General features: G+C 72.5%; 21 protein-coding genes and 1 pseudogene. 7 read left to right on the top strand and 15 right to left on the bottom strand.

Annotated elements, in window-relative coordinates:
• Positions 1 to 16: 16 nt before the first annotated feature.
• The 6 genes from ACLIN4_RS26650 to ACLIN4_RS26625 form a co-directional block, all read right to left on the bottom strand.
• The gene (locus tag ACLIN4_RS26650) at positions 17 to 700 is read right to left on the bottom strand and encodes a response regulator (RefSeq protein WP_100047210.1); all 684 of its coding nucleotides are present in this window, start codon (positions 698 to 700) and stop codon (positions 17 to 19) included.
• On the bottom strand, positions 697 to 3258 hold the full coding sequence (locus tag ACLIN4_RS26645; RefSeq protein ID WP_307651999.1) for a sensor histidine kinase: 2562 nt from the start codon (positions 3256 to 3258) through the stop codon (positions 697 to 699). The genes ACLIN4_RS26650 and ACLIN4_RS26645 overlap by 4 nt, the downstream gene beginning before the upstream one ends.
• Positions 3259 to 3381: 123 nt before the next feature.
• Positions 3382 to 4074 carry an ABC transporter ATP-binding protein gene (locus ACLIN4_RS26640; RefSeq protein ID WP_381913290.1) on the bottom strand — a complete coding sequence of 231 codons (693 nt, stop codon included), beginning with the start codon at positions 4072 to 4074 and terminating at the stop codon, positions 3382 to 3384.
• Positions 4075 to 4236: 162 nt separating this feature from the next.
• The gene (locus ACLIN4_RS26635; protein WP_100047208.1) at positions 4237 to 4989 is read right to left on the bottom strand and encodes a DUF3710 domain-containing protein; all 753 of its coding nucleotides are present in this window, start codon (positions 4987 to 4989) and stop codon (positions 4237 to 4239) included.
• 1 nt (position 4990) lies between these two features.
• Positions 4991 to 5569 (bottom strand): dUTP diphosphatase, encoded by a 579-nt coding sequence (dut, locus tag ACLIN4_RS26630; RefSeq protein ID WP_100047207.1) that lies wholly within the window; start codon positions 5567 to 5569, stop codon positions 4991 to 4993.
• Positions 5566 to 6150: a PaaI family thioesterase gene (locus ACLIN4_RS26625; protein ID WP_107475917.1), complete on the bottom strand. Its 585-nt coding sequence runs from the start codon at positions 6148 to 6150 to the stop codon at positions 5566 to 5568. Before ACLIN4_RS26625 ends, dut begins: the two co-directional genes overlap by 4 nt.
• 57 nt (positions 6151 to 6207) lie before the next feature.
• On the opposite strand from ACLIN4_RS26625, the gene ACLIN4_RS26620 reads away from it, so the two are divergent.
• Complete coding sequence (locus ACLIN4_RS26620) at positions 6208 to 6669, top strand: DUF3093 domain-containing protein (protein ID WP_100047205.1); 462 nt, start codon at positions 6208 to 6210, stop codon at positions 6667 to 6669.
• Positions 6670 to 6686: 17 nt separating this feature from the next.
• Here ACLIN4_RS26620 and ACLIN4_RS26615 read toward each other — a convergent pair.
• The 4 genes and pseudogenes from ACLIN4_RS26615 to ACLIN4_RS26600 form a co-directional block, all read right to left on the bottom strand.
• Positions 6687 to 7642: pseudogene (locus ACLIN4_RS26615) on the bottom strand (hypothetical protein).
• Positions 7643 to 7655: 13 nt separating this feature from the next.
• Entirely contained in the window at positions 7656 to 7952 is a 297-nt protein-coding gene (locus tag ACLIN4_RS26610) for a DUF4193 domain-containing protein (RefSeq protein ID WP_003993510.1), read from the bottom strand.
• Positions 7953 to 8357: 405 nt separating this feature from the next.
• Entirely contained in the window at positions 8358 to 9602 is a 1245-nt protein-coding gene (locus tag ACLIN4_RS26605) for a sensor histidine kinase (protein WP_100047203.1), read from the bottom strand.
• A 6-nt stretch (positions 9603 to 9608) separates the two neighbouring features.
• Positions 9609 to 10262, bottom strand: coding sequence for a response regulator transcription factor (locus tag ACLIN4_RS26600; protein WP_003993508.1), 654 nt, complete (start codon positions 10260 to 10262; stop codon positions 9609 to 9611).
• Between the two features lie 414 nt (positions 10263 to 10676).
• Here ACLIN4_RS26600 and ACLIN4_RS26595 point away from each other — a divergent pair, with 414 nt between their 5' ends.
• Positions 10677 to 10850: a hypothetical protein gene (locus ACLIN4_RS26595; RefSeq protein ID WP_019325850.1), complete on the top strand. Its 174-nt coding sequence runs from the start codon at positions 10677 to 10679 to the stop codon at positions 10848 to 10850.
• Positions 10851 to 11029: 179 nt separating this feature from the next.
• Here the strand turns inward: ACLIN4_RS26595 and ACLIN4_RS26590 are convergent, their stop codons facing one another.
• Both ACLIN4_RS26590 and ACLIN4_RS26585 read right to left on the bottom strand, forming a co-directional pair.
• The gene (locus ACLIN4_RS26590; RefSeq protein WP_100047202.1) at positions 11030 to 11848 is read right to left on the bottom strand and encodes an inositol monophosphatase family protein; all 819 of its coding nucleotides are present in this window, start codon (positions 11846 to 11848) and stop codon (positions 11030 to 11032) included.
• Between the two features lie 8 nt (positions 11849 to 11856).
• Positions 11857 to 12984, bottom strand: coding sequence for a ferrochelatase (locus ACLIN4_RS26585; RefSeq protein WP_289908835.1), 1128 nt, complete (start codon positions 12982 to 12984; stop codon positions 11857 to 11859).
• 185 nt (positions 12985 to 13169) lie between these two features.
• On the opposite strand from ACLIN4_RS26585, the gene ACLIN4_RS26580 reads away from it, so the two are divergent.
• Both ACLIN4_RS26580 and ACLIN4_RS26575 read left to right on the top strand, forming a co-directional pair.
• Positions 13170 to 14426 (top strand): MFS transporter, encoded by a 1257-nt coding sequence (locus tag ACLIN4_RS26580; RefSeq protein WP_107475919.1) that lies wholly within the window; start codon positions 13170 to 13172, stop codon positions 14424 to 14426.
• Positions 14368 to 15705 (top strand): D-arabinono-1,4-lactone oxidase, encoded by a 1338-nt coding sequence (locus tag ACLIN4_RS26575; RefSeq protein WP_107475920.1) that lies wholly within the window; start codon positions 14368 to 14370, stop codon positions 15703 to 15705. The genes ACLIN4_RS26580 and ACLIN4_RS26575 overlap by 59 nt, the downstream gene beginning before the upstream one ends.
• On the opposite strand, the gene ACLIN4_RS26570 is transcribed toward ACLIN4_RS26575, so the two are convergent.
• Positions 15629 to 16492 carry a hypothetical protein gene (locus tag ACLIN4_RS26570; protein ID WP_411576298.1) on the bottom strand — a complete coding sequence of 288 codons (864 nt, stop codon included), beginning with the start codon at positions 16490 to 16492 and terminating at the stop codon, positions 15629 to 15631. The two genes, ACLIN4_RS26575 and ACLIN4_RS26570, sit on opposite strands and share 77 nt — an antisense overlap.
• A 471-nt stretch (positions 16493 to 16963) precedes the next feature.
• On the opposite strand from ACLIN4_RS26570, the gene sepH reads away from it, so the two are divergent.
• Positions 16964 to 18025 (top strand): septation protein SepH, encoded by a 1062-nt coding sequence (gene sepH, locus ACLIN4_RS26565; RefSeq protein WP_107475931.1) that lies wholly within the window; start codon positions 16964 to 16966, stop codon positions 18023 to 18025.
• A 74-nt stretch (positions 18026 to 18099) separates the two neighbouring features.
• Here sepH and ACLIN4_RS26560 read toward each other — a convergent pair whose 3' ends face one another.
• The gene (locus tag ACLIN4_RS26560) at positions 18100 to 18951 is read right to left on the bottom strand and encodes a sulfurtransferase (RefSeq protein ID WP_289908832.1); all 852 of its coding nucleotides are present in this window, start codon (positions 18949 to 18951) and stop codon (positions 18100 to 18102) included.
• A gap of 252 nt (positions 18952 to 19203) precedes the next feature.
• On the opposite strand from ACLIN4_RS26560, the gene ACLIN4_RS26555 reads away from it, so the two are divergent.
• Together ACLIN4_RS26555 and ACLIN4_RS26550 are read left to right on the top strand one after the other, a co-directional pair.
• Complete coding sequence (locus ACLIN4_RS26555; RefSeq protein ID WP_411576297.1) at positions 19204 to 20031, top strand: VOC family protein; 828 nt, start codon at positions 19204 to 19206, stop codon at positions 20029 to 20031.
• An 81-nt stretch (positions 20032 to 20112) separates the two neighbouring features.
• The gene (locus tag ACLIN4_RS26550; protein ID WP_411576296.1) at positions 20113 to 20988 is read left to right on the top strand and encodes a PhzF family phenazine biosynthesis isomerase; all 876 of its coding nucleotides are present in this window, start codon (positions 20113 to 20115) and stop codon (positions 20986 to 20988) included.
• Between the two features lie 9 nt (positions 20989 to 20997).
• Here the strand turns inward: ACLIN4_RS26550 and ACLIN4_RS26545 are convergent, their stop codons facing one another.
• Positions 20998 to 21648, bottom strand: coding sequence for a thymidine kinase (locus ACLIN4_RS26545; RefSeq protein WP_100047196.1), 651 nt, complete (start codon positions 21646 to 21648; stop codon positions 20998 to 21000).
• Between the last annotated feature and the right edge of the window lie 32 nt (positions 21649 to 21680).

Here is a 21680-nt window from a genome sequence, read left to right as displayed (position 1 = left end):
TTCGCTCACCGCCCGCTCACTTCTCGAAGCGGTACCCCATGCCCGGCTCCGTGATGAAGTGGCGCGGGTGGGCCGGGTCCGTCTCCAGCTTGCGGCGCAGCTGCGCCATGTAGACGCGCAGGTAGTTGGTCTCCGTCCCGTACGACGGCCCCCACACCTCCTGGAGCAGCTGCTTCTGGCTGACCAGGCGGCCGGTGTTGCGCACCAGCACCTCCAGCAGGTGCCACTCGGTGGGCGTCAGCCGTACGTCCTTGCCGTCCCGGTTGACCTTCTTCGCGGCCAGGTCGACGGTGAACTCCGCGGTGTCGACGATCACGCCGTCCTCGCCGCCCGGGACGGGCTCGGCCCGGCGGACGGCGGCGCGGAGGCGGGCGAGCAGTTCGTCCATGCCGAAGGGCTTGGTGACGTAGTCGTCGGCGCCCGCGTCGAGCGCCTCGACCTTCTCGTCGGAGGAGTGCCGGGCGGACAGCACCAGGATCGGCACCCGGGTCCAGCCGCGCAGGCCCCGGATCACCTCGACGCCGTCCATGTCGGGCAGGCCCAGGTCCAGCACGACCACGTCGGGGTGGCGGGCGGCGGCGAGCTGGAGGGCGGTGGCGCCGTCGTGGGCGGCGTCGACCTCGTAGTGCCGGGCCTTGAGGTTGATCACGAGGGCCCGCACGATCTGCGGTTCGTCGTCGATCACGAGCACCCGGGTCATCGGGCGGCCTGCCTTTCTGCTGTCGCGCTGTCCGCGGTCGCGAAGGGGGGAGTACCGGCGGGTGAGCCCGCCGCGCGGAGGGTGAGGACCATGGTGAGGCCCCCGCCGGGGGTGTCCTCGGCGTTCAGGGTGCCGGCCATCGCCTCGGCGAAGCCCCGGGCCACGGCCAGGCCGAGGCCCACCCCGGCGCCGCGCGGGGCGTCGCCGTACCGCTGGAAGGGCTCGAAGATGCGTTCCTTGGCGTCGTCCGGCACGCCCGGCCCCCGGTCGACGACCCGCACCTCGACGCGGTCCGCCAGGGCGCTGGCGGCGACCAGGACGGTCCGGCCGGCGGGGCTGTACTTGACGGCGTTCTCGATCAGGTTGGCCATCGCCCGCTCCAGCAGCCCGGCGTCGACGGCGACCATGGGCAGCGTCTCGGGCACGTCCAGCTCGACGCTTCCCTCGGGCACCCCGCCGAGTGCCATCGGCACGACCTCGTCGACGTCGATCTCGCGGATCAGCGGCGTGACCGTGCCGGTCTGGAGGCGGGACATGTCGAGCAGGTTCCCGACGAGGTGGTCGAGGCGGTCGGCGCCCTCCTCGATGCCCTCCAGGAGTTCGGCCCGGTCCTCCTCGGACCACGCCACGTCGTCCGACCTGAGGCTGGTGACCGCCGCCTTGATCCCGGCGAGCGGCGTACGCAGGTCATGGCTGACGGCGGCCAGCAGCGCCGTGCGGATGCGGTTGCCCTCGGCCAGCGCGCGGGCCCGGTCTGCCTCCTCCAGCAGGCGCCGCCGGTCCAGGACGACGGCGGCCTGGACGGCGAACGCGGCCAGCACCCGGCGGTCCTCGGCGGGCAGCACGCGGCCGGTGAGCGCGAGGGCCATGTGGTCCCCGATGGGCATGTCCACGTCGGCGTCCTCCGGGCGCCGCACCGGCGGGCCCGTACCGGCGCGGCCGGCGCAGGTCCAGGGCTCCACGTCGCCCTCCCGTTCCAGCAGGGCGGCGGACTCCATGCCGAAGGTCTCGCGGACCCGTTCCAGCAGGGTCTCCAGGCTGGTCTCGCCGCGCAGGACGTCGCCGGCCAGGAAGGAGAGGATCTCCGACTCGGCGCGCAGGCGGGCGGCCTGGTGGGTGCGGCGGGCGGCGACGTCGACGACGGAGGCCACGGAGAGCGCGACGCCCACGAATATGGCGAGCGCAAGCATGTTCCGGGGGTCGGCGATGGTGATCCGGTTGACCGGGGGCGTGAAGAACCAGTTGAGCAGGAGGGAGCCGACCGCGGCCGAGGCGAGTGCCGGGTAGAGGCCGCCGAGCAGAGCGGCGGCCACGGTCAGTGCCAGGTAGAGCAGGACGTCGTTGGCGAGGCCCAGGTGGACGGTGTTCAGCAGCAGTGTCAGCAGGACCGGTCCGCCGAGTCCCGTGAACCAGCCCCAGACGATCCGGGAGCGGCCGAGCCGTGCGCCTCTGGCCACGGGCAGTCCGCGGCCCTTGGCGACCTCCTCGTGCGTGACGATGTGGACGTCCAGGTCGGGGCCGGACTCGCGGGCCACCGTCGCACCGACGCCGGGGCCGAAGACGTACTGCCAGGCCTTGCGGCGTGAGGAGCCGAGGACGATCTGGGTGGCGTTGCTGCCGCGTGCGAAGTCGAGCAGGGCGGCCGGGATGTCGTCGCCGAGCACGTGGTGGAAGGTGCCGCCGAGGTCCTCGACCAGGGTGCGCTGCACCGCCAGTTCCTTCGGGGAGGCCGAGGTGAGCCCGTCGCTGCGGGCTATGTAGACGGCCAGCACCTCGCCGCCGGCGCCCTTCTCCGCGAGGCGCGCGGCCCGGCGTATCAGGGTCCGCCCCTCGGGGCCGCCGGTCAGACCGACCACGATGCGCTCGCGCGAGCCCCAGATCTTCGAGACGCGGTGCTCGCTGCGGTACTGCTGGAGGTACTCGTCGACCCGGTCCGCCACCCACAGGAGGGCCAGCTCGCGCAGGGCGGTGAGGTTGCCGGGGCGGAAGTAGTTGGACAGGGCCGCGTCGACCTTGTCCGGCTGGTAGATGTTGCCGTGGGCCATGCGCCGGCGCAGTGCCTGGGGCGACATGTCCACGAGTTCTATCTGGTCGGCCCGCCGCACGACCTCGTCCGGCACGGTCTCCTGCTGCCGTACGCCCGTGATCGACTCGACGACGTCGCCGAGTGACTCCAGGTGCTGGATGTTGACGGTCGAGATCACGTCGATGCCCGCGGCCAGCAGCTCCTCCACGTCCTGCCACCGCTTGGCGTTGCGGGCGCCGGGGACGTTGGTGTGCGCCAGTTCGTCCACCAGGGCGACCCGGGGGGCACGTGCCAGCACCGCGTCGAGGTCCAGTTCGGTGAAGACGGCGCCGCGGTGCACCAGCTCCCGGCGCGGTACCTGCTCCAGGCCGTGCAGCAGGACCTCGGTGCGCGACCTTCCGTGGTGCTCCACGAAGGCCACGACGCAGTCCGTGCCCCGCTCCATGCGGCGGTGCGCCTCGGACAGCATCGCGTACGTCTTGCCGACGCCCGGTGCCGCACCGAGGTAGATCCGAAGCTTGCCGCGTCCCATGGCCTCATTGTCTTCCGGTCAGCGCTGGCTGCGCAGCGTCGACCTTACGGCCAGCAATCCCGACAAATCAGGTCGGGATACGGGACGCCGGTGCTCTTTGACGGAACTCTGACGCCCGCGGTGTCACTCCCCGACGATCTCCCCGTCCCGGAGTTCCAGCACCCGGTCGGCGAGGTCCAGCAGGGTGGCGTCGTGGGTGGCCACCAGGGCGGTGACCTGTTCGCTGCGTACGACGGCCCGCAGCAGCTCCATCACGGCGTGCCCGGTCTCCGCGTCCAGCTGACCGGTGGGCTCGTCGGCGATCAGCAGCACCGGGTCGTTGGCGAGGGCGCGGGCGACGGCGACCCGCTGCTGCTGCCCGCCGGACAGCTCACCGGGCCGCTGGGCGGCGTGGTCGGCGAGGCCGACGAGGGAGAGGAGCAGTGCGACGCGCTCCTCGCGTTCGCGCGGCGGGGTCCGGCGCAGTCGCAGCGGGACGCCCACGTTCTCGGCGGCCGTGAGGATCGGGATGAGCCCGAAGGACTGGAAGACGAAGCCGACGCGGTCCCGGCGCAGGGCCAGCAGCCCGCCCTCGTCCAGGTCCGCGAGTTCGCGACCGTCGACCTGGACCCGCCCGGCGTCGGCCGCGTCCAGCCCGCCGACGATGTTGAGCAGCGTGGTCTTCCCCGAACCCGACCGCCCCTTCAGGGCGACGAGCTCACCGCGCGGCACCTCGAAGGAGACGCCGCGCAGGGCGTGTACGGCGGCGGCGCCGTGACCGTACGCCTTGCGCACGCCTTCCACCCGCACCATGGCCTCGGTGACCACACCGCTCATGAGCCCTCCCCCGTCGTGCACCGGGCGCCAGTATCGCGAGGAGCCCGGAAAGGTTCAACGGCCTTCCCTGCCCCGGGGGGCGCCCGTGCCCGCACGGCGCAGGGGCCGCACCCCGGGATGCGGCCCCTGCGTCACGTACGGGATTCCGTACCGAGTCCTCGCCTACCGGACCTCGGTGATCTCCGGGCCGCGCTGGAGCTGGCCCATGCCGCCGGAGAAGCGGGAGCCCTCCTCCTGCTGGACGCCCTCGGGGACCATCTGCGCGTCGTTCGGGAGCTTGAGGACGATCGGGTCGCGCGGGGCCATCGGGCCCTCGCCGCGGACCACGACCGTGTCCCGGAAGATCTGCTCCAGCAGCCCGGCGGCCTGCGGCTGCACCGCGCCCTGGCCGGAGATCACTCCGCGCAGGAACCAGCGGGGCCCGTCGACACCGACGAACCGCACGACCTGGAAGCCGCCCGTGCCGTCCGGCAGCTGCACCGGGACCTGCGCCCGCAGCTCCCAGCCCAGCGGGCCCTCGACCTCCTCGATGATGCCACCCTGCTGGGTGATGCCGGAGGCGATCTCCTCACGCACCTCGCCCCAGATGCCCTCGCGCTTGGGCGCGGCGAAGCCCTGCAGCTGGATGGCGCTGTCGCGCAGCACGACGGTCGCGGCGACGATCGCGTCGCCCGCGACCTCCACCCGCAGCTCCATGCCCTCGACCCCGGGTACGAAGAGACCGCCCAGGTCCACCCGGCCCTCGGCGGGGTCGCGGACCTCGGTGCTGTCCCAGGGCCCGTCGGGCCGCGGTTCGGGCTCGAGCCGCACGCGCTCGCGCTCTTCGTCCGCCTCGGTGTCGACGCTGTCGACGACCTGCTCGGCCTCGCCGGCCGCGTCCTCGGCGGCATCCCTCTTCTTGCGACGTCCGAACACGTCACTGTCCTTCCCGGTCGGATACGACCGAAGCGTATCGATTCCCACCCGTCGGGCCACCATCGGCGACCTGACCGCTTGTGCCGCTTGCCCGGTCCGTCCCGGCATGGCCGCCGGTGGACCCGAAGCCCCCCTCGGCCCGCGCCGAGTCGGGAAGCTCCGCGACCTGCCGGAAGCGGACCCTCTCGACCTGCTGGACGACCAGTTGGGCAATCCGGTCGAAGCGCTCGAACCGCACGCTCTCGCGCGGATCGAGATTCACCACGATCACCTTGATCTCCCCACGGTACCCGGCATCAATCGTCCCCGGGGCATTCACGAGGGCGACACCGCAGCGGGCCGCGAGACCGGAACGTGGGTGCACGAAGGCCGCGTACCCCTCCGGGAGCGCCACAGACACGCCCGTGGGCAGTACGGCTCGTTCGCCGGGCGCGAGTTCGCAGTCGACGGTGGTCCGCAGATCCGCGCCGGCGTCACCGGGCTGCGCGTACTCCGGGAGCGGTACGTCGGGGTCGACGCGGCGGATCAGGACCTCGAGGTCCGGACGGGGCTCACGGTGTCCGGGGACGGGGAGGCTCACGGGTTCACCTCGAAGGCGCGGGCGCGGCGGAGCTGGTCGGGGTCGTCCATGGCGGCGCGGATCTCCTCCTCGCGGCCGTGGTTCACGAAGTGTTCGACCTTGACCTCGACGAAGAGGGCGTCGGCGCGGACGGCCACCGGGCCGTCGGGTCCACCGATCCGGCCGGTGGCGGTGGAGTAGATCTTCCGGCCGGCCACCGCGGTCACCTCGGCCTCCAGGTACAGCGTGGTGTCGACGGGCACCGGCCGCAGGAAGTCGGTCTCCAGCCGCCCGGTCACCGCGATCGTGCGCAGGAGCCAGTTCAGCGAGCCCAGGGTCTCGTCCAGCGCGGTGGCCAGCACGCCGCCGTGCGCCAGGCCGGGGGCGCCCTGGTGGGCGGGCCGCACGGTGAACTCGGCGGTGATCGACACGCCTTCACCGGCGCGCGCCTCGAGGTGCAGCCCGTGGGGCTGGTCGCCGCCGCAGCCGAAGCACTGGCCGTAGTGGGCACCGAGCGGCTCACCGGGGGCGGGCGCGTCGGGGTGCCGTACGGGTTTCACGGCATCGGCGGGGGGCTGGAGACCAGGGGAAGTACCACTCACAGGCGCAGACCTTACCCGCGCGTCGGCCGAACACCGATACCGTGCCAAGCTTGGTGCATGCAGCTCTCCACCGCCCCGTACGAAGAACGCCTCACCGCGCCCCGCTCCTGGTGGCTGGGGTCCTTCCTGGTGGGGCTCTCGTTCGCCCTGATCCTGCTGCCCTTCGGCACGCTGCCGATGCTGGGCGGCCTGGCCGGCGGAACGGCGGTGGCCGCGGTGGCGGCCAGCTCGTACGGCGCGGTCCGCATCCGCGTCGTGGGGGACTCGCTGATCGCGGGCGAGGCGAAGGTGCCGCTCTCCGCCCTGGGCGAGGCGGAGATCCTGGACCCGGAGGAGGCCCGCGCCTGGCGCACGCACAAGGCCGACACCCGCGCCTTCCTGCTGCTGCGCGCCTACATCCCGAGGGCGGTGCGCGTGCTGGTCACGGACCCGGAGGACCCGACGCCGTACCTGTACCTGTCGACCCGCGAGCCCGAGCGGCTGGTCGAGGCCCTGAAGGCGGCGAAAGCGGCGGCCTGACGCCGGACGGGCGGGTGTCAGTGGCCGCCGTCCCCGCCGGGGTGGCGGCCGAACCCCTTGGGGCCGAGCTCCTTGGTGAGGGCGCCCATGTCCAGCGCGTCCCGCGGCCCCTCCAGGGCCGGTAGCTCGTCGAGGGCGCTCCACGGCACCTGCTTCTTGCGCAGGTCCGCCCTGATCCTGTCGGCCAGCTTTCTGGTGTCGCGGCGGTTCATGACGGCGCCCACGGCGGCGCCGACCATGAAGGGCATGAGGTTCGGCAGGTTGCGCACCATCCGCTTCATGATCTGCTGACGCAGCTGGCGCTTCATGTGGCTGTTCATCGCCGAGCCGAGGGTCGACGGCTTGACCACGTCGACGCCGCGCTCGTCCGACCACGAGTTCAGGTGCGCGGTGCTGCGCTGCGCGAGGTTGCCGGGCGGACGCACGCCGTACACCTCGTGCAGCTCGGCGATCAGCTTCAGCTCGATCGCGGCCACACCACACCGGTGACCTCGGCGGCCAGCTCGGCGGGCATCGCGGGCGGTACGGGCATCATCGCGGCCGCGCCGATTCCCGCGCCGACGGTGGCCGTGCCCTTGGTCGCGCCGGCCACCAGCCGGTCGGCGAGCTCCTCGGGGCCGAGCCCCGGGAACTGTGCGCGCAGCGTCGCCAGGTCCCGTACGGGCACCCGCGGCGCCAGTTCGATGATCCGGTCGGCGAGGTGCCCCAGGGCGGCCCTGGCGCGCTGGCCGCCGTTGCGGACGCCCTGTCCGGCCTTGTGCCGGAACGCCGCTGCCCGGCGCCGGGCAGCGGGTGCCGGCGTCTGCGCGGTCGCCGGGAGGTCACCCCGGTCGGCCACTGAGTCGAGCGGGGCCGTCCCCGTATCGGTCGGGCCCCGCTCGTCGTCACGCGCGCTGTAGGGACCGTCGAACGGCCCTTGGTCCGCTTCCCGCCTGTGGAAGCGGCGCTTCCAGGGAGGGGTCGAGCCAGTCACGGCCGACCCCGCCTCAGTCGCAGTCGCGGCAGATGGGCTGGCCGTTCTTCTCCCGGGCCAGCTGGCTGCGGTGGTGCACCAGGAAGCAGCTCATGCAGGTGAACTCGTCCTGCTGCTTGGGCAGTACACGGACGGCCAGTTCCTCGTTCGAGAGATCGGCGCCGGGAAGCTCGAGGCCTTCCGCGGCCTCGAACTCGTCGACGTCGACGGCCGAGGCGGACTTGTCGTTCCGCCTGGCCTTCAGCTCTTCGAGGCTGTCCGAGTCGACGTCGTCGTCGGTCTTGCGTGGAGTGTCGTAATCGGTTGCCATGGTCGCTCTCCCCCTCTGGGTGTCTGCGGTGTCTCCAGCGCACGTAACGCGTGAGAGGCCGGACTTGTGCCCGACCCGAGGCGGAGATTTTGCCTCACATCAAGGTCTGTTACTCAATCGACACCCAACCGGACTCCTCATGAGTGATCGGCTTGGATGGCGATGGGGACCGTACACGGTCCGAATGTCGCACTTCAAAGGCGCCTCACCGTGTACTTCCCGTGATCAGGGCCCCTGAAAACCAGGACTTTCCCGGCCTTCCGACAGGGTGCATGATCACGGAGAGTAGATGGCGAGAAAGCCCGTGCTGTGATCGATCACACAGGCAACTCCCGGGCCGTCGGCCTGGAAATTCCGCTCAAAGCGAACATCCTCGGGTGTCGGTGAGATGTCGGGGTCATGATCTCAGACGGGGAGCGTCACGCGCATCACGAGCCCTCCGCCCTCGCGCGGTTGCGCGTAGATGTGACCGCCGTGCGCCCGGGCCACCGACCGCGCGATGGACAGACCGAGGCCGACCCCCTTGTCGCTCCCCGTGCGCTCGGTGCGCAGGCGGCGGAACGGCTCGAAGAGGTTGTCGATCTCGTACGCCGGCACCACCGGGCCGGTGTTGGTGACCACCAGGACCGCCTGGCCGTTCTCGACCGAGGTGGTGACCTCGGCCCAGCCCTGTTCCGCCACGTTGTAGCGCACGGCGTTCTGGACGAGGTTCAGGGCGATCCGCTCCAGCAGGACGCCGTTGCCCTGGACCACCGCGGGCTCCCGGGTGCCGCGGATCTCCACGCCCTTGGCGTCCGCCTCGGCGTGCACCTGGTCGATGGCCTGCCCGGCCACCTCCGCGAGGTCCACCGGTTTGCGCTCGACGATCTGGTTGTCGCTGCGGGCGAGCAGCAGCAGGCCCTCGACGAGCTGCTCGCTGCGTTCGTTGGTGGCCAGCATCGTCTTGCCGAGCTGCTGGAGTTCCACCGGGGCGCCCGGATCGGACAGGTGCACTTCCAGCAGGGTCCGGTTGATCGCCAGCGGTGTGCGCAGCTCGTGGGAGGCGTTGCCGACGAAGCGCTGCTGGGCGGTGAAGGCCCGCTGCAGCCGCTCCAGCATGTCGTCGAAGGTGTCCGCCAGCTCCTTGAGCTCGTCGTCCGGGCCGTCCAGCTCGATCCGCCGGGAGAGGTCGGAGCCCGCCACCGCGCGCGCGGTGCGGGTGATCCGGCCCAGCGGCGACAGGACGCGTCCGGCCATGGCGTAGCCGAAGGCGAAGGCGATCACGGCGAGGCCGAGCAGAGCCAGCAGCGAGCGGCTGAGCAGCCGGTCCAGGGCGACCTGGCGCTGGTGGTCCATGCAGTCGCTGATCGCGGCGTTGAACTCCGACAGCGACAGGCCGCCGCTGGCGACTCCCGGGCAGTCGTTGCTCGCGACCTTGAGGTCCTGGTAGTCGACGATCTTGTAGAGCGGTTGGTTGCCGGTGCGCACCGCCTCCGCGGCGAGCAGGTAGATGATCGACAGCAGCAGGATGCCGGCGATCAGGAACATGCCGCCGTACAGCAGCGTGAGCCTTATCCGGATGGTGGGCCGCAGCCATGGCATCGGGGTGGCCGAGCGCGGGTCCCAGGTGGGCTTCGGGGGCGCCCCGGGGGGCGCGGGTGTCGTCGCCACGGTCGATCAGATCCGGTAGCCGGAGCCGGGGACGGTGACGATGACGGGCGGCTCGCCCAGTTTGCGGCGCAGGGTCATGACGGTCACTCGCACGACGTTGGTGAACGGGTCGGTGTTCTCGTCCCAGGCCTTCTCCAGCAGCTGCTCCGCCGAGACGACCGCGCCCTCGCTGCGCATGAGTACCTCCAGTACGGCGAACTCCTTCGGCGCGAGCTGCACCTCCTTGCCGTCCCGGAACACCTCGCGGCGGTTCGGGTCGAGCTTGATCCCGGCGCGCTCCAGCACCGGCGGCAGGGGCACGCTGGTCCGCCGGCCCAGGGCGCGCACGCGTGCGATCAGCTCGCTGAACGCGAAGGGCTTGGGCAGGTAGTCGTCGGCACCGATCTCCAGTCCCTCCACCCGGTCGCTGACGTCGCCGGAGGCCGTGAGCATCAGCACGCGCGTGGGCATGCCCAGCTCGACGATCTTGCGGCACACGTCGTCGCCGTGCACGAGCGGGAGGTCGCGGTCGAGGACGACCACGTCGTAGTCGTTGACGCCGATGCGCTCCAGGGCGGCCGCACCGTCGTACACGACGTCGACGGCCATGGCCTCCCGGCGCAGCCCGGTGGCCACCGCATCGGCGAGCAGTTGCTCGTCCTCGACGACGAGTACGCGCACGTCGCTGTCCTTCCTGTGTCCACCCGCGTAGCGCTTCCCGGGCGCACGAGGGCAGGGGTTGGCGGGGTGTGTTGCCTCCATCCTGCCCTTTTCGGCCATAAGTCGGCTGTAAGGCGGGTGAGGGTCCGGGAGGAACACCGGTGCGCGAGCGGGAATGCGAGATTTTCTCGCGTGGTTGAGGTTTCCGCGGAAGGGCGCGGGGGGAGGACGGCTTTACACCCCGCGATCACGCTCTGCCTGTACCGCGTCACCGCGCGGTATGCCGCGGTCCGCTTCCGCAGAGCGGGCGTGGGTGTCCGGCACGGTCGCCGCCCGGCAGGGCAGCGCTGGGCACTCCACCGGAGACGTGATCGCCCCTTCCGAACGGCACACCCCCGTGCCATCGACCCACGACCCAGGACGAGGGGGCGCAGCATGGACGCTTTCACCGCAGGACTTCTGCAGCGCATAAAGACGACCGAGTCCGACCTGTCCCGGGCCCGCGACGAGGGGGACGAGTTCCTCGTCGAGGTGGAGCTGGGAGAGCTCGACGACCTGCGCCGTCTCGCTGCCGAGCACGGCGTGGAGGTCGGCACGACCAGCGTCTGACCAGCCCGTCGACGACAGGGCCCCGGCGGGATCCAGCGCCGGGGCCCTGTCGTGCGTGGTGCCGTCCGGCGGTTGGGCAGTTGAGGCCACGGCTCGGGACCAGGTGCCTGCCGGGCCGGTCCAGTGCCGGCGCGGCCTCCCCCGGCGCTGCCCGGCACTCCCGCCCGGGCGCCGGAGGCCTACGCGCCGAAGTCCGTCAGGAGCCGCTGGAGGGGCTCGAAGACCTCCGGGGTGGCCGCGATCGTCAGGTCGGCGGAGGGGCGCTCACCGGGGCGTCCACCGGTCACCGCGCCCGCCTCCCGGGCGATCAGGTCCCCGGCCGCGAGGTCCCACGGGTGCAGCCCGCGCTCGTAGTAGCCGTCGAGGCGGCCGGCGGCCACGTCGCACAGGTCGATCGCGGCGGAGCCGCCGCGCCGGATGTCGCGCACCAGCGGGATCAGCCGCCGCGCGATCTCGGCCTGCTCGGCGCGGACGTCGGCGACGTAGTTGAAGCCGGTGGAGACGAGGGCCTGGTCCAGCGGGGCCGGGGCGCGGCAGGCGAGCCTGCGTTCGCCGTCCCAGGCGCCCGTGGCCCAGGCGCCGCCGCCCAGCACCGCGTGGTACGCCTCGCCCCGCATCGGGGCGACGACCACGCCGGCCACCCGCTCGCCGTCCTGCTCGGCGGCGATGGAGACCGCCCAGGTGGGCAGCCCGTACAGGTAGTTGACCGTGCCGTCGAGCGGGTCGACGACCCAGCGGATGCCGCTGGTGCCCTCGATGGCCGCGCCCTCCTCGCCGAGGAAGCCGTCGTCGGGGCGTCGGTCGGCGATCAGGCCGGTGATCAGCTTCTCCGCCGCGATGTCCATCTCGGTGACCACGTCGATCGGGCTGGACTTGGTGGCGGCGACCGCCAGGTCGGCCGGTCGGCCGTCCCGCAGCAGCTCGCCCGCGCGGTGGGCGGCCTCCTGGGCGATCTTCAGCAGCTCGGCGTGGAGCGGGTCGGGCGTCACGTCGGTCACGGGGCTCCTCACGCGTAGGGACTGTCGGCGCCCGCGGCGGCGGGGCGGGGGGCTCGGGCGGGGCAGCAGCCGACCGGGCACAGGTTGTGGCCGGCGCCGAGCGCGCCGAGGGCGCAGGGCGCGACCTCCTGGCCGCGCTCGTCGGCGGCCCGCTCCATGATCAGGTCGCGGACCGCGGCGGCGAACCGCGGGTCGGCGCCCACGGTGGCCGAGCGGCGCACGGGCAGCCCCAGCTCCTCCGCCTTGGCCGTGGCCTCCGTGTCGAGGTCGTACAGGACCTCCATGTGGTCGGAGACGAATCCGATGGGGGCCATCACCACCGCGGGGACGCCGGCGGCGTGGCGCTCCTCCAGGTGATCGCAGATGTCGGGCTCCAGCCACGGGATGTGCGGGGCACCGGACCGCGACTGGTAGACGAGCTGCCAGGGGTGGTCGACGCCGGTGCGCTCGCGGACGGCGTCGGCGATCACCTGCGCCACGTCCAGGTGCTGGCGCACGTACGCCCCGCCGTCACCGTGCTCCTCGACCGGGCCGGAGGTGTCGGCGGCGGAGTTGGGGATCGAGTGGGTGCAGAAGGCGATGTGGGCGCCTTCCCGCACCTCCTCGGGCAGCTCGGCGAGGGACCGGAGGACCCCGTCGACCATGGGCTCCACGAAGCCCGGGTGGTTGAAGTAGTGCCGGAGCTTGTCGATCTTCGGCAGCTCCAGGCCCTCGGCCTCCAGGGCGGCGAGCGCGTCCGCGAGGTTCTCGCGGTACTGGCGGCAGCCCGAGTACGACGCGTAGGCGCTGGTGGCGAGGACGAGGATGCGGCGGCGTCCGTCGCGGACCATCTCGCGCAGGGTGTCCGTCAGGTACGGCGCCCAGTTGCGGTTGCCCCAGTAGACCGGCAGGTCCAGGCCGTGCTCGGCGAAGTCCTTGCGCAGGGCGTCCAGCAGGGCGCGGTTCTGGTCGTTGATGGGGCTGACCCCGCCGAAGAGGAAGTAGTGCTGGCCGACTTCCTTGAGGCGTTCCTTGGGGATGCCGCGCCCGCGCGTCACGTTCTCCAGGAACGGGACCACGTCGTCGGGGCCCTCGGGGCCGCCGAACGAGAGCAGGAGCAGGGCGTCGTAGGGGCTGGCATCGAGCACGTCTGGCATGTCTCGATCCTGCCACCCGCCACTGACACCCGACCAACGGTGGGGTCCCGCCGCGCGTCACAGCAGGCCGCGGGCGTGATTCCGGGCGTTCTGCGGGGTGTTTCCCGCACGCTTGCACGAGTAATCTGTATCGACTGCGTTCGGACCTTACCGAGCACTCCACTGAGCCGTTTCCGGAGACCGCGTTGCCCAGTCCCTACCGCGCCCTGTTCGCCGCTCCCGGCACCAAGGCCTTCTCGACCGCGGGGTTCCTCGGCCGGATGCCGCTGTCGATGATGGGCATCGGCGTGGTGACGATGATCTCGCAGCTCACCGGGCGGTACGGACTGGCCGGTGCCCTGTCGGCCACCATCGCGCTCGCCGCCGCCGTGGCCGGACCGCAGGTCTCCCGTCTGGTCGACCGGTACGGGCAGCGGCGGGTGCTGCGCCCGGCGACCCTGGTGTCGCTGACCGCGGCGGCCGTGCTGCTGCCCGCCGCGCACTACGGGTGGCCGGACTGGGTGCTGTTCGCGGCCTGCGTCGGCATCGGCTGCGTGCCGAGCCTCGGCGCGATGGTCCGGGCCCGCTGGGCGGCGCTGTACCGGGGCACCCCGCAGCTGCACACCGCGTACTCGTTCGAGTCCGTGGTGGACGAGGTCTGCTTCATCTTCGGGCCGATCATCTCCATCGGCCTGTCCACGGCCTGGTTCCCGGAGGCCGGGCCGCTGCTGGCCGCCTGCTTCCTGGCGACGGGCGTCTTCTGGCTGACCTCGCAGCGCGCCACCGAGCCCGAGCCGCACCCGCGCGAGGACAAGGGCGGCGGCACCGCGCTGGCCTCCCGGGGGCTCCAGGTCCTGGTCGCCACCTTCGTGGCCACGGGGGCGATCTTCGGGGCCATCGACGTGGTCACCGTGGCGTTCGCCGAGGAGGAGGGGCACAAGGCGGCCGCCAGCCTCGTCCTCGCCCTCTACGCGGCCGGATCGTGCACGGCGGCCATGGTCTTCGGGCTGCTGCGCTTCGCCGGGCCGCCCGAGCGGCGCTGGCTGCTGGGCGTCTGTGCGATGGCCGTGAGTATGATCCCCCTCCTACTGGTCGGAAACCTGCTGTTTCTGGCCGCGGCGCTGTTCGTTGCGGGTCTGTCCATCGCTCCCACGATGATCACGACGATGTCCCTCATCGACCAGCACGTACCGCGCACGCAGCTCACCGAGGGCATGACCTGGGTGAGCACCGGCCTGGCGGTCGGGGTCGCACTCGGCTCCTCCGCGGGCGGCTGGGTGATCGACGCCTCCGGGGCGCGTGCCGGGTACGGGGTTCCGGCGGTGGCCGGGGCCGTCGCGGTCGCGGTCGGTTTCCTCGGGTACCGCCGGCTCAAGCGGCCGGCTCAGCGTCGGGGAGGGACCGTTGAGCAGCACACGCACGGCGAGCGGGACGGCGAACGGGAAGAACCGCACATGGCGTAACTGGGGCGGCAACGTCTCCGTGCGCCCCGCGCGGGAGGTCGCTCCCGCCTCCGTCGACGAGCTGGCCGAGGCCGTCCGCGAGGCGGCCGAGGAGGGGCTGCGGGTCAAGGCCGTCGGCACCGGACACTCCTTCACGTCGATCGCGGCGACGGACGGTGTGCTGATACGTCCCGACCTGATGACCGGCATCCGCCGTATCGACCGCGACGCGATGACCGTCACCGTCGAGGCCGGCACCCCGCTCAAGCGGCTCAACCTGGCGCTCGCGCGGGAGGGCCTGTCGCTGACGAACATGGGCGACATCATGGAGCAGACCGTCTCGGGGGCCGCCAGCACCGGCACCCACGGCACCGGCCGCGAGTCCGCCTCGATCGCCGCCCAGATCCGGGGCCTGGAGATGGTCACCGCCGACGGCTCGGTGCTGACCTGTTCCGAACGGGAGAATCCCGAGGTCTTCGCCGCCGCCCGGATCGGCCTGGGAGCGCTGGGCATCGTCACCGCGATCACCTTCGCCGTCGAGCCGGTCTTCCTCCTCACGGCCCGCGAGGAACCGATGCCCTTCGAGCGGGTCCTCGCCGAGTTCGACGAACTCTGGGCCGAGAACGAACACTTCGAGTTCTACTGGTTCCCGCACACCGGCAACACCAGTACCAAGCGCAACAACCGCAGCGCCGGCCCCGAGCAGCCGGTGGGACGGCTGAAGGGCTGGTTCGAGGACGAGTTCCTGTCCAACGGCGTCTTCCAGGCGGCCAACTGGGTCGGCCGCGCGGTGCCCGCCACCGTGCCCGCGATCGCGCGGATCTCCAGCAAGGCACTCTCCGCGCGGACGTACACGGACACTCCCTACAAGGTCTTCACATCACCGCGCCGGGTGCGGTTCGTGGAGATGGAGTACGCCGTTCCGCGTGAGGCCGTCGGTGAGACCCTGCGCGAACTGAAGGCGATGGTGGACCGGTCGCGGCTGCGGATCAGCTTCCCGGTCGAGGTGCGCACGGCCCCGGCCGACGACATCACGCTGTCCACCGCGTCGGGCCGCGACAGCGCGTACGTCGCCGTCCACATGTTCCGGGGGACGCCCTACCAGGCGTACTTCACCGCCGCCGAGCGCATCTTCACCGCGCACGAGGGGCGGCCGCACTGGGGCAAGCTGCACACCCGGGACGCCGAGTACTTCTCCCGGGTGTATCCGCGCTTCGGCGAGTTCACGGCGCTGCGGGACCGTCTTGACCCTGATCGTCTGTTCCGGAACGACTACTTGCGCCGGGTTCTGGGGCCGTAGCCGAGGCGTCCGGGGCCGGGCTCGTGGCGTCGCCGGAGCCGTCGTCCCCGGTGGCGTCCGGGGTGGGCGTCGGGGTGGACGCCGTACCGCCGTCCTCCTGGGAGGTGCCGCCCGAGGACGTGTCGCCGCCGGTTCCGCTCGGGGTCCCGGACGGGGTGGCCGCCGGGGTGTCGTCGCCGGAACCGGGGCCCCGGGAGTCATCGGAACCGCCGGAGTCCTGGTCGCGGGAGTCCCCGGAGCCGTCGCCGGAGTCCTGTGACCCGCCCGACTTCCCCGAGTCCGGAGAGGACTTGGCGTGGCCGGAGAAGGCACTGCCGACGGTGGTGCTGTGGCCGCCGCTCAGGTTCTCGCCGGAGACGAGTTCGTACGCGGTGATCCCGCCCATGGTGACGCCGAAGACGAGGGCCGCCGCGACCAGCGGACGCTTCCACCCCTTGGCCCGCGCGCGGTAGACGGTGCCCTCGGTGAACTCCCCCGGGGTCACGGCGGGAACGGGTCCCGACGCCGCGACCGGTGCGGACCGCACGGCACCCGTGCGTTTGACCCGGAGCTGCTCGCCGGTGCGCTTGAAGAAGTGCTGGAGGACCGAGCCTCCGCAGGTGGCGACGACGCTGATCAGGCCGGCGCCGAGGATGGTGCCGTACACGCCGAAGGACGAGGCGAGTTTGGCCGCCACCACCGCGGCCAGGGCGCTGCCCGCGACCTGTGGCACGCTCAGGTCGATCCGCCTGGCTCCCACCTCCGTACGCGTATCCGTCTCGCCTGCGTCATCGGACTTTTCACGCATCCCCGGACCTTGCCTGTCTTTCCCGTACGCGATCGATCAACTGCACGAGAAAGGGACGTGCGGACGAAACCATTAGTTCCGTTTCTGGTGATTGCGTGAAGTACGCCACGCCAAGATCGCGGAAATCGCGTCAGGGACGGCCAAGCGTCACCTCTTGCCAGAAGTTGGACGGCGCGCCAATCCACGCACGTGGCCCGAATGGAGTACTGTTGCGAGCCCTGGGTCCGGTCTCCCGACCGGGGGCCCGGGACCGTGAAGGACCGCCGGGAGGGGGCTAGTTGCACAGGGTGACGAAAGTCGTCACCCAGCGTTGCGAACAGGTAACCGTGCCATAACGGCGATCCAGGGCCCGTGCCCGACACGCCGGGCAACTCGGCAAGGTTGTGGCAGGCTGCACCCGGGCAGGCCACACTCGACAGAGCGGAAGCAGCGACGCACGTGACGTCGGCAGGCACCACCCGGGAGGTCCCCATGCCCGAACTGCGTGTCGTGGCCGTCTCGAATGACGGCACACGGCTGGTGCTGAAGGCTGCGGACAGCACGGAGTACACGCTTCCGATCGACGAGCGGCTCCGGGCCGCCGTACGCGGCGACCGTCCCCGCCTCGGCCAGATCGAGATCGAGGTGGAGAGCCATCTCCGCCCCCGCGACATCCAGGCACGTATACGAGCCGGCGCGACCGCGGAAGAGGTCGCCCAGATGGCCGGCATCCCCGTCGACCGCGTACGGCGGTTCGAGGGCCCCGTGCTGGCCGAGCGCGCCTTCATGGCGGAACGGGCCCGCAAGACCCCCGTCCGCCGCCCCGGCGAGAACTCCGGGCCGCCCCTCGGCGAGGCCGTGCAGGAGCGGCTGCTGCTGCGCGGCGCCGACAAGGACACCGTCCAGTGGGACTCCTGGCGCCGCGACGACGGCACCTGGGAAGTGCTGCTGGTCTACATGGTCGCGGGCGAACCCCACTCGGCGAGCTGGACCTACGACCCGCCCAGGCGCCTCGTCCAGGCCGTCGACGCGGAGGCGCGCACGCTGATCGGCGAGTCCGACGACCTCGCCGCGCCCGAGCCCAGCTTCCCGTTCGTCCCGCGCATCGCACGGCTGCCGCGCGACCGGCCGCTGGACCGCACGCTCGACCGGGAGCAGCGGGAGCGGCCGAGCCTGCCCGCGCCGCCGCCGTCGGAGCCCGCCGAGGAGACCGCGGCCACGGCCTCGGCCGAACGCGAACGCGACTCGCTCACCAGCCTGCTGGAGGCAGTGCCGAGCTTCCGGGGCGACCTGGTGGTGCCCGAGCGCGCGCCCGAACCGGCCGAGGAGCCCGCCGAGGAGCCTGAGGTGGAGGAGCCTCCGGCCCCCGCCGCGTCGGCCGGTTCCGCCTACGCCGACGTGCTCATGCCGCGCTCGGTGGGCAGCCACCGCGACCGCCTCACCGGCTCCACCGACCGCCAGGCAGAGGCCGACGGGGTACGCCCGGGCCGCCGGGCGGCCGTGCCGAGCTGGGACGAGATCGTGTTCGGGACGCGGCGGAAGAAGCAGGAGTAGCAGGAGCAGTACGTCTTGTGCATGTGTGACGGGGGCGCGCCCACGCGGACGCGCCCCCGTCACACGCGGTGGCCCTACTGGGGGTCGGGCCCCACCGCCACCGGTCGCGACGGGTCCGCCGACCACTCCGACCACGAACCGACGTACAGCGCCGCCGGAATGCCCGCCACCGCCAGCGCCAGCACCTCGTGGGCGCCCGACACGCCCGAGCCGCAGTACACGCCGACCGCTTCGCCCTCCGTCGCGCCCAGGGCCTCGAAGCGCCCGCGGAGTTCCTCCGCGGGCAGGAAGCGGCCGTCCGCCGCCACGTTGTCCGCCGTAGGCGCGGACACGGCCCCCGGGATGTGGCCGCCGACCGGGTCGATCGGCTCGACCTCACCCCGGTACCGCTCCCCCGCGCGGGCGTCGAACAGCACCCCGGACCGGGCCAGCGCGGCCGCCCCGTCGGCGTCCAGCAACCCCGCCCCGCCCGGCTCGGGCGTGAAGTCGCCCTCCGTGGGGACGGCGACGTCCGTGGACAACGGCGCCTCCCAGGACGGCAACCCCCCGTCGAGGACTCGCACGTTCGGGTGACCCGCCCAGCGCAGCAGCCACCAGGCGCGGGCCGCCGCCCACCCCTGTCCGCCGTCGTAGACGACGACCGGCCGGCCCGAGGACACGCCCGCCCGGCGCATCGCGGCGCCGAACTCCGCCACGTCCGGCAGCGGATGCCGGCCGCCGGCGCCGGGCGCGGAGGCGAGCTCCTTGTCCAGGTCGACGAAGACAGCGCCGGGAAGGTGCCCGGCGGCGTACTCGGCCCGGCCGTCGAAGGGCGGGGCCCCGCCCGCCGCCGCGGTGCTCAGCTGCCAGCGGACGTCGAGCAGGACCGGCGGGTCACCGCCCGCGAGTTCTTTCGCGAGTTCGGTTGCGGAGATGATGGCGTTCATGGCCCCATCCTGGCGTACCGAGTGGCCGCCGCGCCGATGTCGGGCTACTCTGCCCGCCGGGCAGCACCGATCACGAGGCGTACGGGTTCGAGCACATGCTGTACCACCCGGACAGCCGGGCCGCCCCACGGGCAAGCCCGAAGGGCCCGGCACCGGCTGCGGTGCCGGCACCGGCGCGAAGGTCCGTCGGAACGGAATCCGTCAGAGCGCAAGCGGACGCACGGCCCGCGCAGGGCCGAGAAGAGAGTGACGATGACCGACGCACGGGGGTCGGCAGGCCGGAACGGCGAGACGAACGCCCGGCGCGCACCCGGCACACCCTGCTGGGTGAGTCTGATGGTGCACGGGCCGGCCGCGACCCACGACTTCTACGGAGCGCTGTTCGGCTGGGAGTTCCGGCCCGGCCCCCAGCAACTCGGCCCCTACGCACGGGCGCTGCTCGACGGACACGAGGTGGCCGGTGTCGGCCAGCTGCCGCCGGACCGGCTCCTCCCCATCGCCTGGACGCCCTACTTCGCGTCGGACGACGTCAACCGGACGGCCGAAACGGTACGCCTGTGCGGTGGCACGGTCGGCGTGGGCCCGCTCGACGCGGGCGAGGCCGGCCGCCTGGCCATCGGCTCCGACCCGGCGGGCGCCGTCTTCGGTGTCTGGCAGGCCGCGGCCCACCTCGGCACGGCCGTCACGGGAGTGCCCGGCACACCGGTGTGGAACGAGCTGATGACCTACGAGTCGGCGGGCGTCGCCAAGTTCTACGAGACCGTGTTCGGCTTCGAGCTGGTCCCGGAGGTCACCACCGACGTCGACTACATGACCCTGCTCCTGGACGGACGCCCGGTGGCCGGCATCCGCGGCGTCGGCGACGCCCTGTCCCGCGACCGGGGGCCGCACTGGGTGACGTACTTCCGGGTGGCAGACGCGGAGGAGTCCCTGGAGCGCGTCATCGGTCTGGGCGGGCACGTCATCGAGCCCGCCGGGGACACCGAGCACGGCCGGGTGGCGATGGTGGCGGATCCGGAAGGGGCGCGGTTCGCGGTGCTGCAGGGCGGACGGTCCCGGGCCGTGGACGCCCCGGCCTAGCGGACCTCGCGCCCGCGTCGGTGACGAACCAGTGGGAGCCGGGGCCGGAATAGCCCCGGTCCACCCGCTGTTGCCGCGAGCATGACGACAAACGTGACGCGGCCCGAGGTCCTTCGCTACACGGCGTTCTCCAGTGCCCCCGACGGCGGGAACCCCGCCGGTGTCGTCCTGGACGCGGCCGGCCTGGACGACGGCGACATGCTGGCCATCGCCGCCGAACTCGGGTACTCGGAGAGCGCGTTCCTGACCCCGCCCCCGGAGGGGCTCGGCGGCCAGGAGGGGCGGGCGTACCGGATCCGCTACTTCAGCCCCAAGGCCGAGGTGCCGTTCTGCGGGCACGCCACCGTCGCGGCCGCCGTGGCTCTGGCCGAGCGGATCGGGCCCGGGGAGCTGCTGTTCGCGACGCGCGCCGGCACCGTGCCGGTGGAGGTCACCGAGGAGGGCGGGGCGTTCCGGGCCGCACTCACCAGTGTCGAGCCGCACGTCGAGGACGTCGCCGACGCCGACCTCGCGGAGGCGCTCGCGGCGCTCGACTGGCCGGCCGCCGATCTCGATCCGGCGTTCCCGCCCCGGATCGCCTTCGCCGGCGCGCGCCATCTCGTGCTCGCGGCGGCGACGCGAGCCCGCCTCGCGGACCTGGCGTACGACTTCGCACGCCTGGAGACCCTGATGCACCGCCTGGACCTGACCACGGTCCAGTTGGTGTGGCGCGAGTCGGCCACCGTCTTCCACGTCCGTGACCCGTTCCCCGTCGGTGGCGTCGTCGAGGACCCGGCGACTGGCGCCGCGGCCGCCGCGTTCGGGGCGTACGCCCGTGAGCTCGGTCTCGTGCCCGACGACGCCGTGCTCACCCTGTACCAGGGGGAGGACCTGGGGCGGCCGGGCGAGCTGACGGTGACGCTGCGCGCGGGCGATCGGCGGGTCCGGGTCGACGGCGCGGGAGCCCGTATCGGCTGAGGCCGGACGTCAGGCGGGGGACACCGGCAGCACGTCCGGTGACAGCGCCGCCGCGTGGGACGTCGCCGCCGTCATCCGGCGCCGGTGGTGGCGTCGGCACAGCACCTCGTAGCCGACCTCGTCGGCGGAGTGGGCGACGTCGCCGACGACCACCTGGGCACCTTCGACGACCATGACCCCGCCGACCGTCCGGGCGTTGTGCGTGGCGCGGGCGCCGCACCAGCACAGGGCCTCGACCTGAAGCACCTCCACGCGGTCGGCGAGTTCGACCAGGCGCTGGGAGCCGGGGAACAGCTTGGAGCGGAAGTCGGTGGTGATGCCGAAGGCGTACACGTCGATGCCGAGGTCGTCGACCACCCGCGCGAGCTGGTCGATCTGCTCCGGAGCGAGGAACTGCGCCTCGTCCGCGATCACGTAGTCCGCGCGTCCGCCCTGGGAGAGGTGGTCGACGACGTACGCGTACAGGTCCTGGCCGTCCTCGACCTCGACCGCGTCGGTGACCAGGCCGAGGCGTGAGGAGAGCTTGCCCTCGCCGGCGCGGTCGTCGCGGGTGAAGATCATGCCGGCCAGGCCGCGCGCCGAGCGGTTGTGCTCGATCTGGAGAGCCAGTGTCGACTTCCCGCAGTCCATCGTTCCGGAGAAGAAGACCAGCTCGGGCATGAGGGGTTGAGCACCTTTCGGCAGCGGGATCG

This window comes from Streptomyces mutabilis (assembly GCF_046628145.1).
Classification (GTDB): Bacteria; Actinomycetota; Actinomycetes; order Streptomycetales; family Streptomycetaceae; genus Streptomyces; species Streptomyces mutabilis.
Note: the sequence above shows the minus strand (reverse complement) of the source record. Positions and strands in the feature narration are given on the sequence as shown.

What these genes read in the sequence shown, in the direction of transcription:
- ACLIN4_RS26650 (WP_100047210.1), bottom strand. Translation starts at nt 700, where the DNA reads ATGACCCGGGTGCTCGTGATCGACGACGAACCGCAGATCGTGCGGGCC.
- ACLIN4_RS26645 (WP_307651999.1), bottom strand. Translation starts at nt 3,258, where the DNA reads ATGGGACGCGGCAAGCTTCGGATCTACCTCGGTGCGGCACCGGGCGTC.
- ACLIN4_RS26640 (WP_381913290.1), bottom strand. Translation starts at nt 4,074, where the DNA reads ATGAGCGGTGTGGTCACCGAGGCCATGGTGCGGGTGGAAGGCGTGCGC.
- ACLIN4_RS26620 (WP_100047205.1), top strand. Translation starts at nt 6,208, where the DNA reads ATGCAGCTCTCCACCGCCCCGTACGAAGAACGCCTCACCGCGCCCCGC.
- ACLIN4_RS26610 (WP_003993510.1), bottom strand. Translation starts at nt 7,952, where the DNA reads ATGGCAACCGATTACGACACTCCACGCAAGACCGACGACGACGTCGAC.
- ACLIN4_RS26595 (WP_019325850.1), top strand. Translation starts at nt 10,677, where the DNA reads ATGGACGCTTTCACCGCAGGACTTCTGCAGCGCATAAAGACGACCGAG.
- ACLIN4_RS26585 (WP_289908835.1), bottom strand. Translation starts at nt 12,984, where the DNA reads ATGCCAGACGTGCTCGATGCCAGCCCCTACGACGCCCTGCTCCTGCTC.
- ACLIN4_RS26570 (WP_411576298.1), bottom strand. Translation starts at nt 16,492, where the DNA reads ATGCGTGAAAAGTCCGATGACGCAGGCGAGACGGATACGCGTACGGAG.
- sepH (WP_107475931.1), top strand. Translation starts at nt 16,964, where the DNA reads ATGCCCGAACTGCGTGTCGTGGCCGTCTCGAATGACGGCACACGGCTG.
- ACLIN4_RS26560 (WP_289908832.1), bottom strand. Translation starts at nt 18,951, where the DNA reads ATGAACGCCATCATCTCCGCAACCGAACTCGCGAAAGAACTCGCGGGC.
- ACLIN4_RS26555 (WP_411576297.1), top strand. Translation starts at nt 19,204, where the DNA reads ATGACCGACGCACGGGGGTCGGCAGGCCGGAACGGCGAGACGAACGCC.
- ACLIN4_RS26550 (WP_411576296.1), top strand. Translation starts at nt 20,113, where the DNA reads ATGACGACAAACGTGACGCGGCCCGAGGTCCTTCGCTACACGGCGTTC.
- ACLIN4_RS26545 (WP_100047196.1), bottom strand. Translation starts at nt 21,648, where the DNA reads ATGCCCGAGCTGGTCTTCTTCTCCGGAACGATGGACTGCGGGAAGTCG.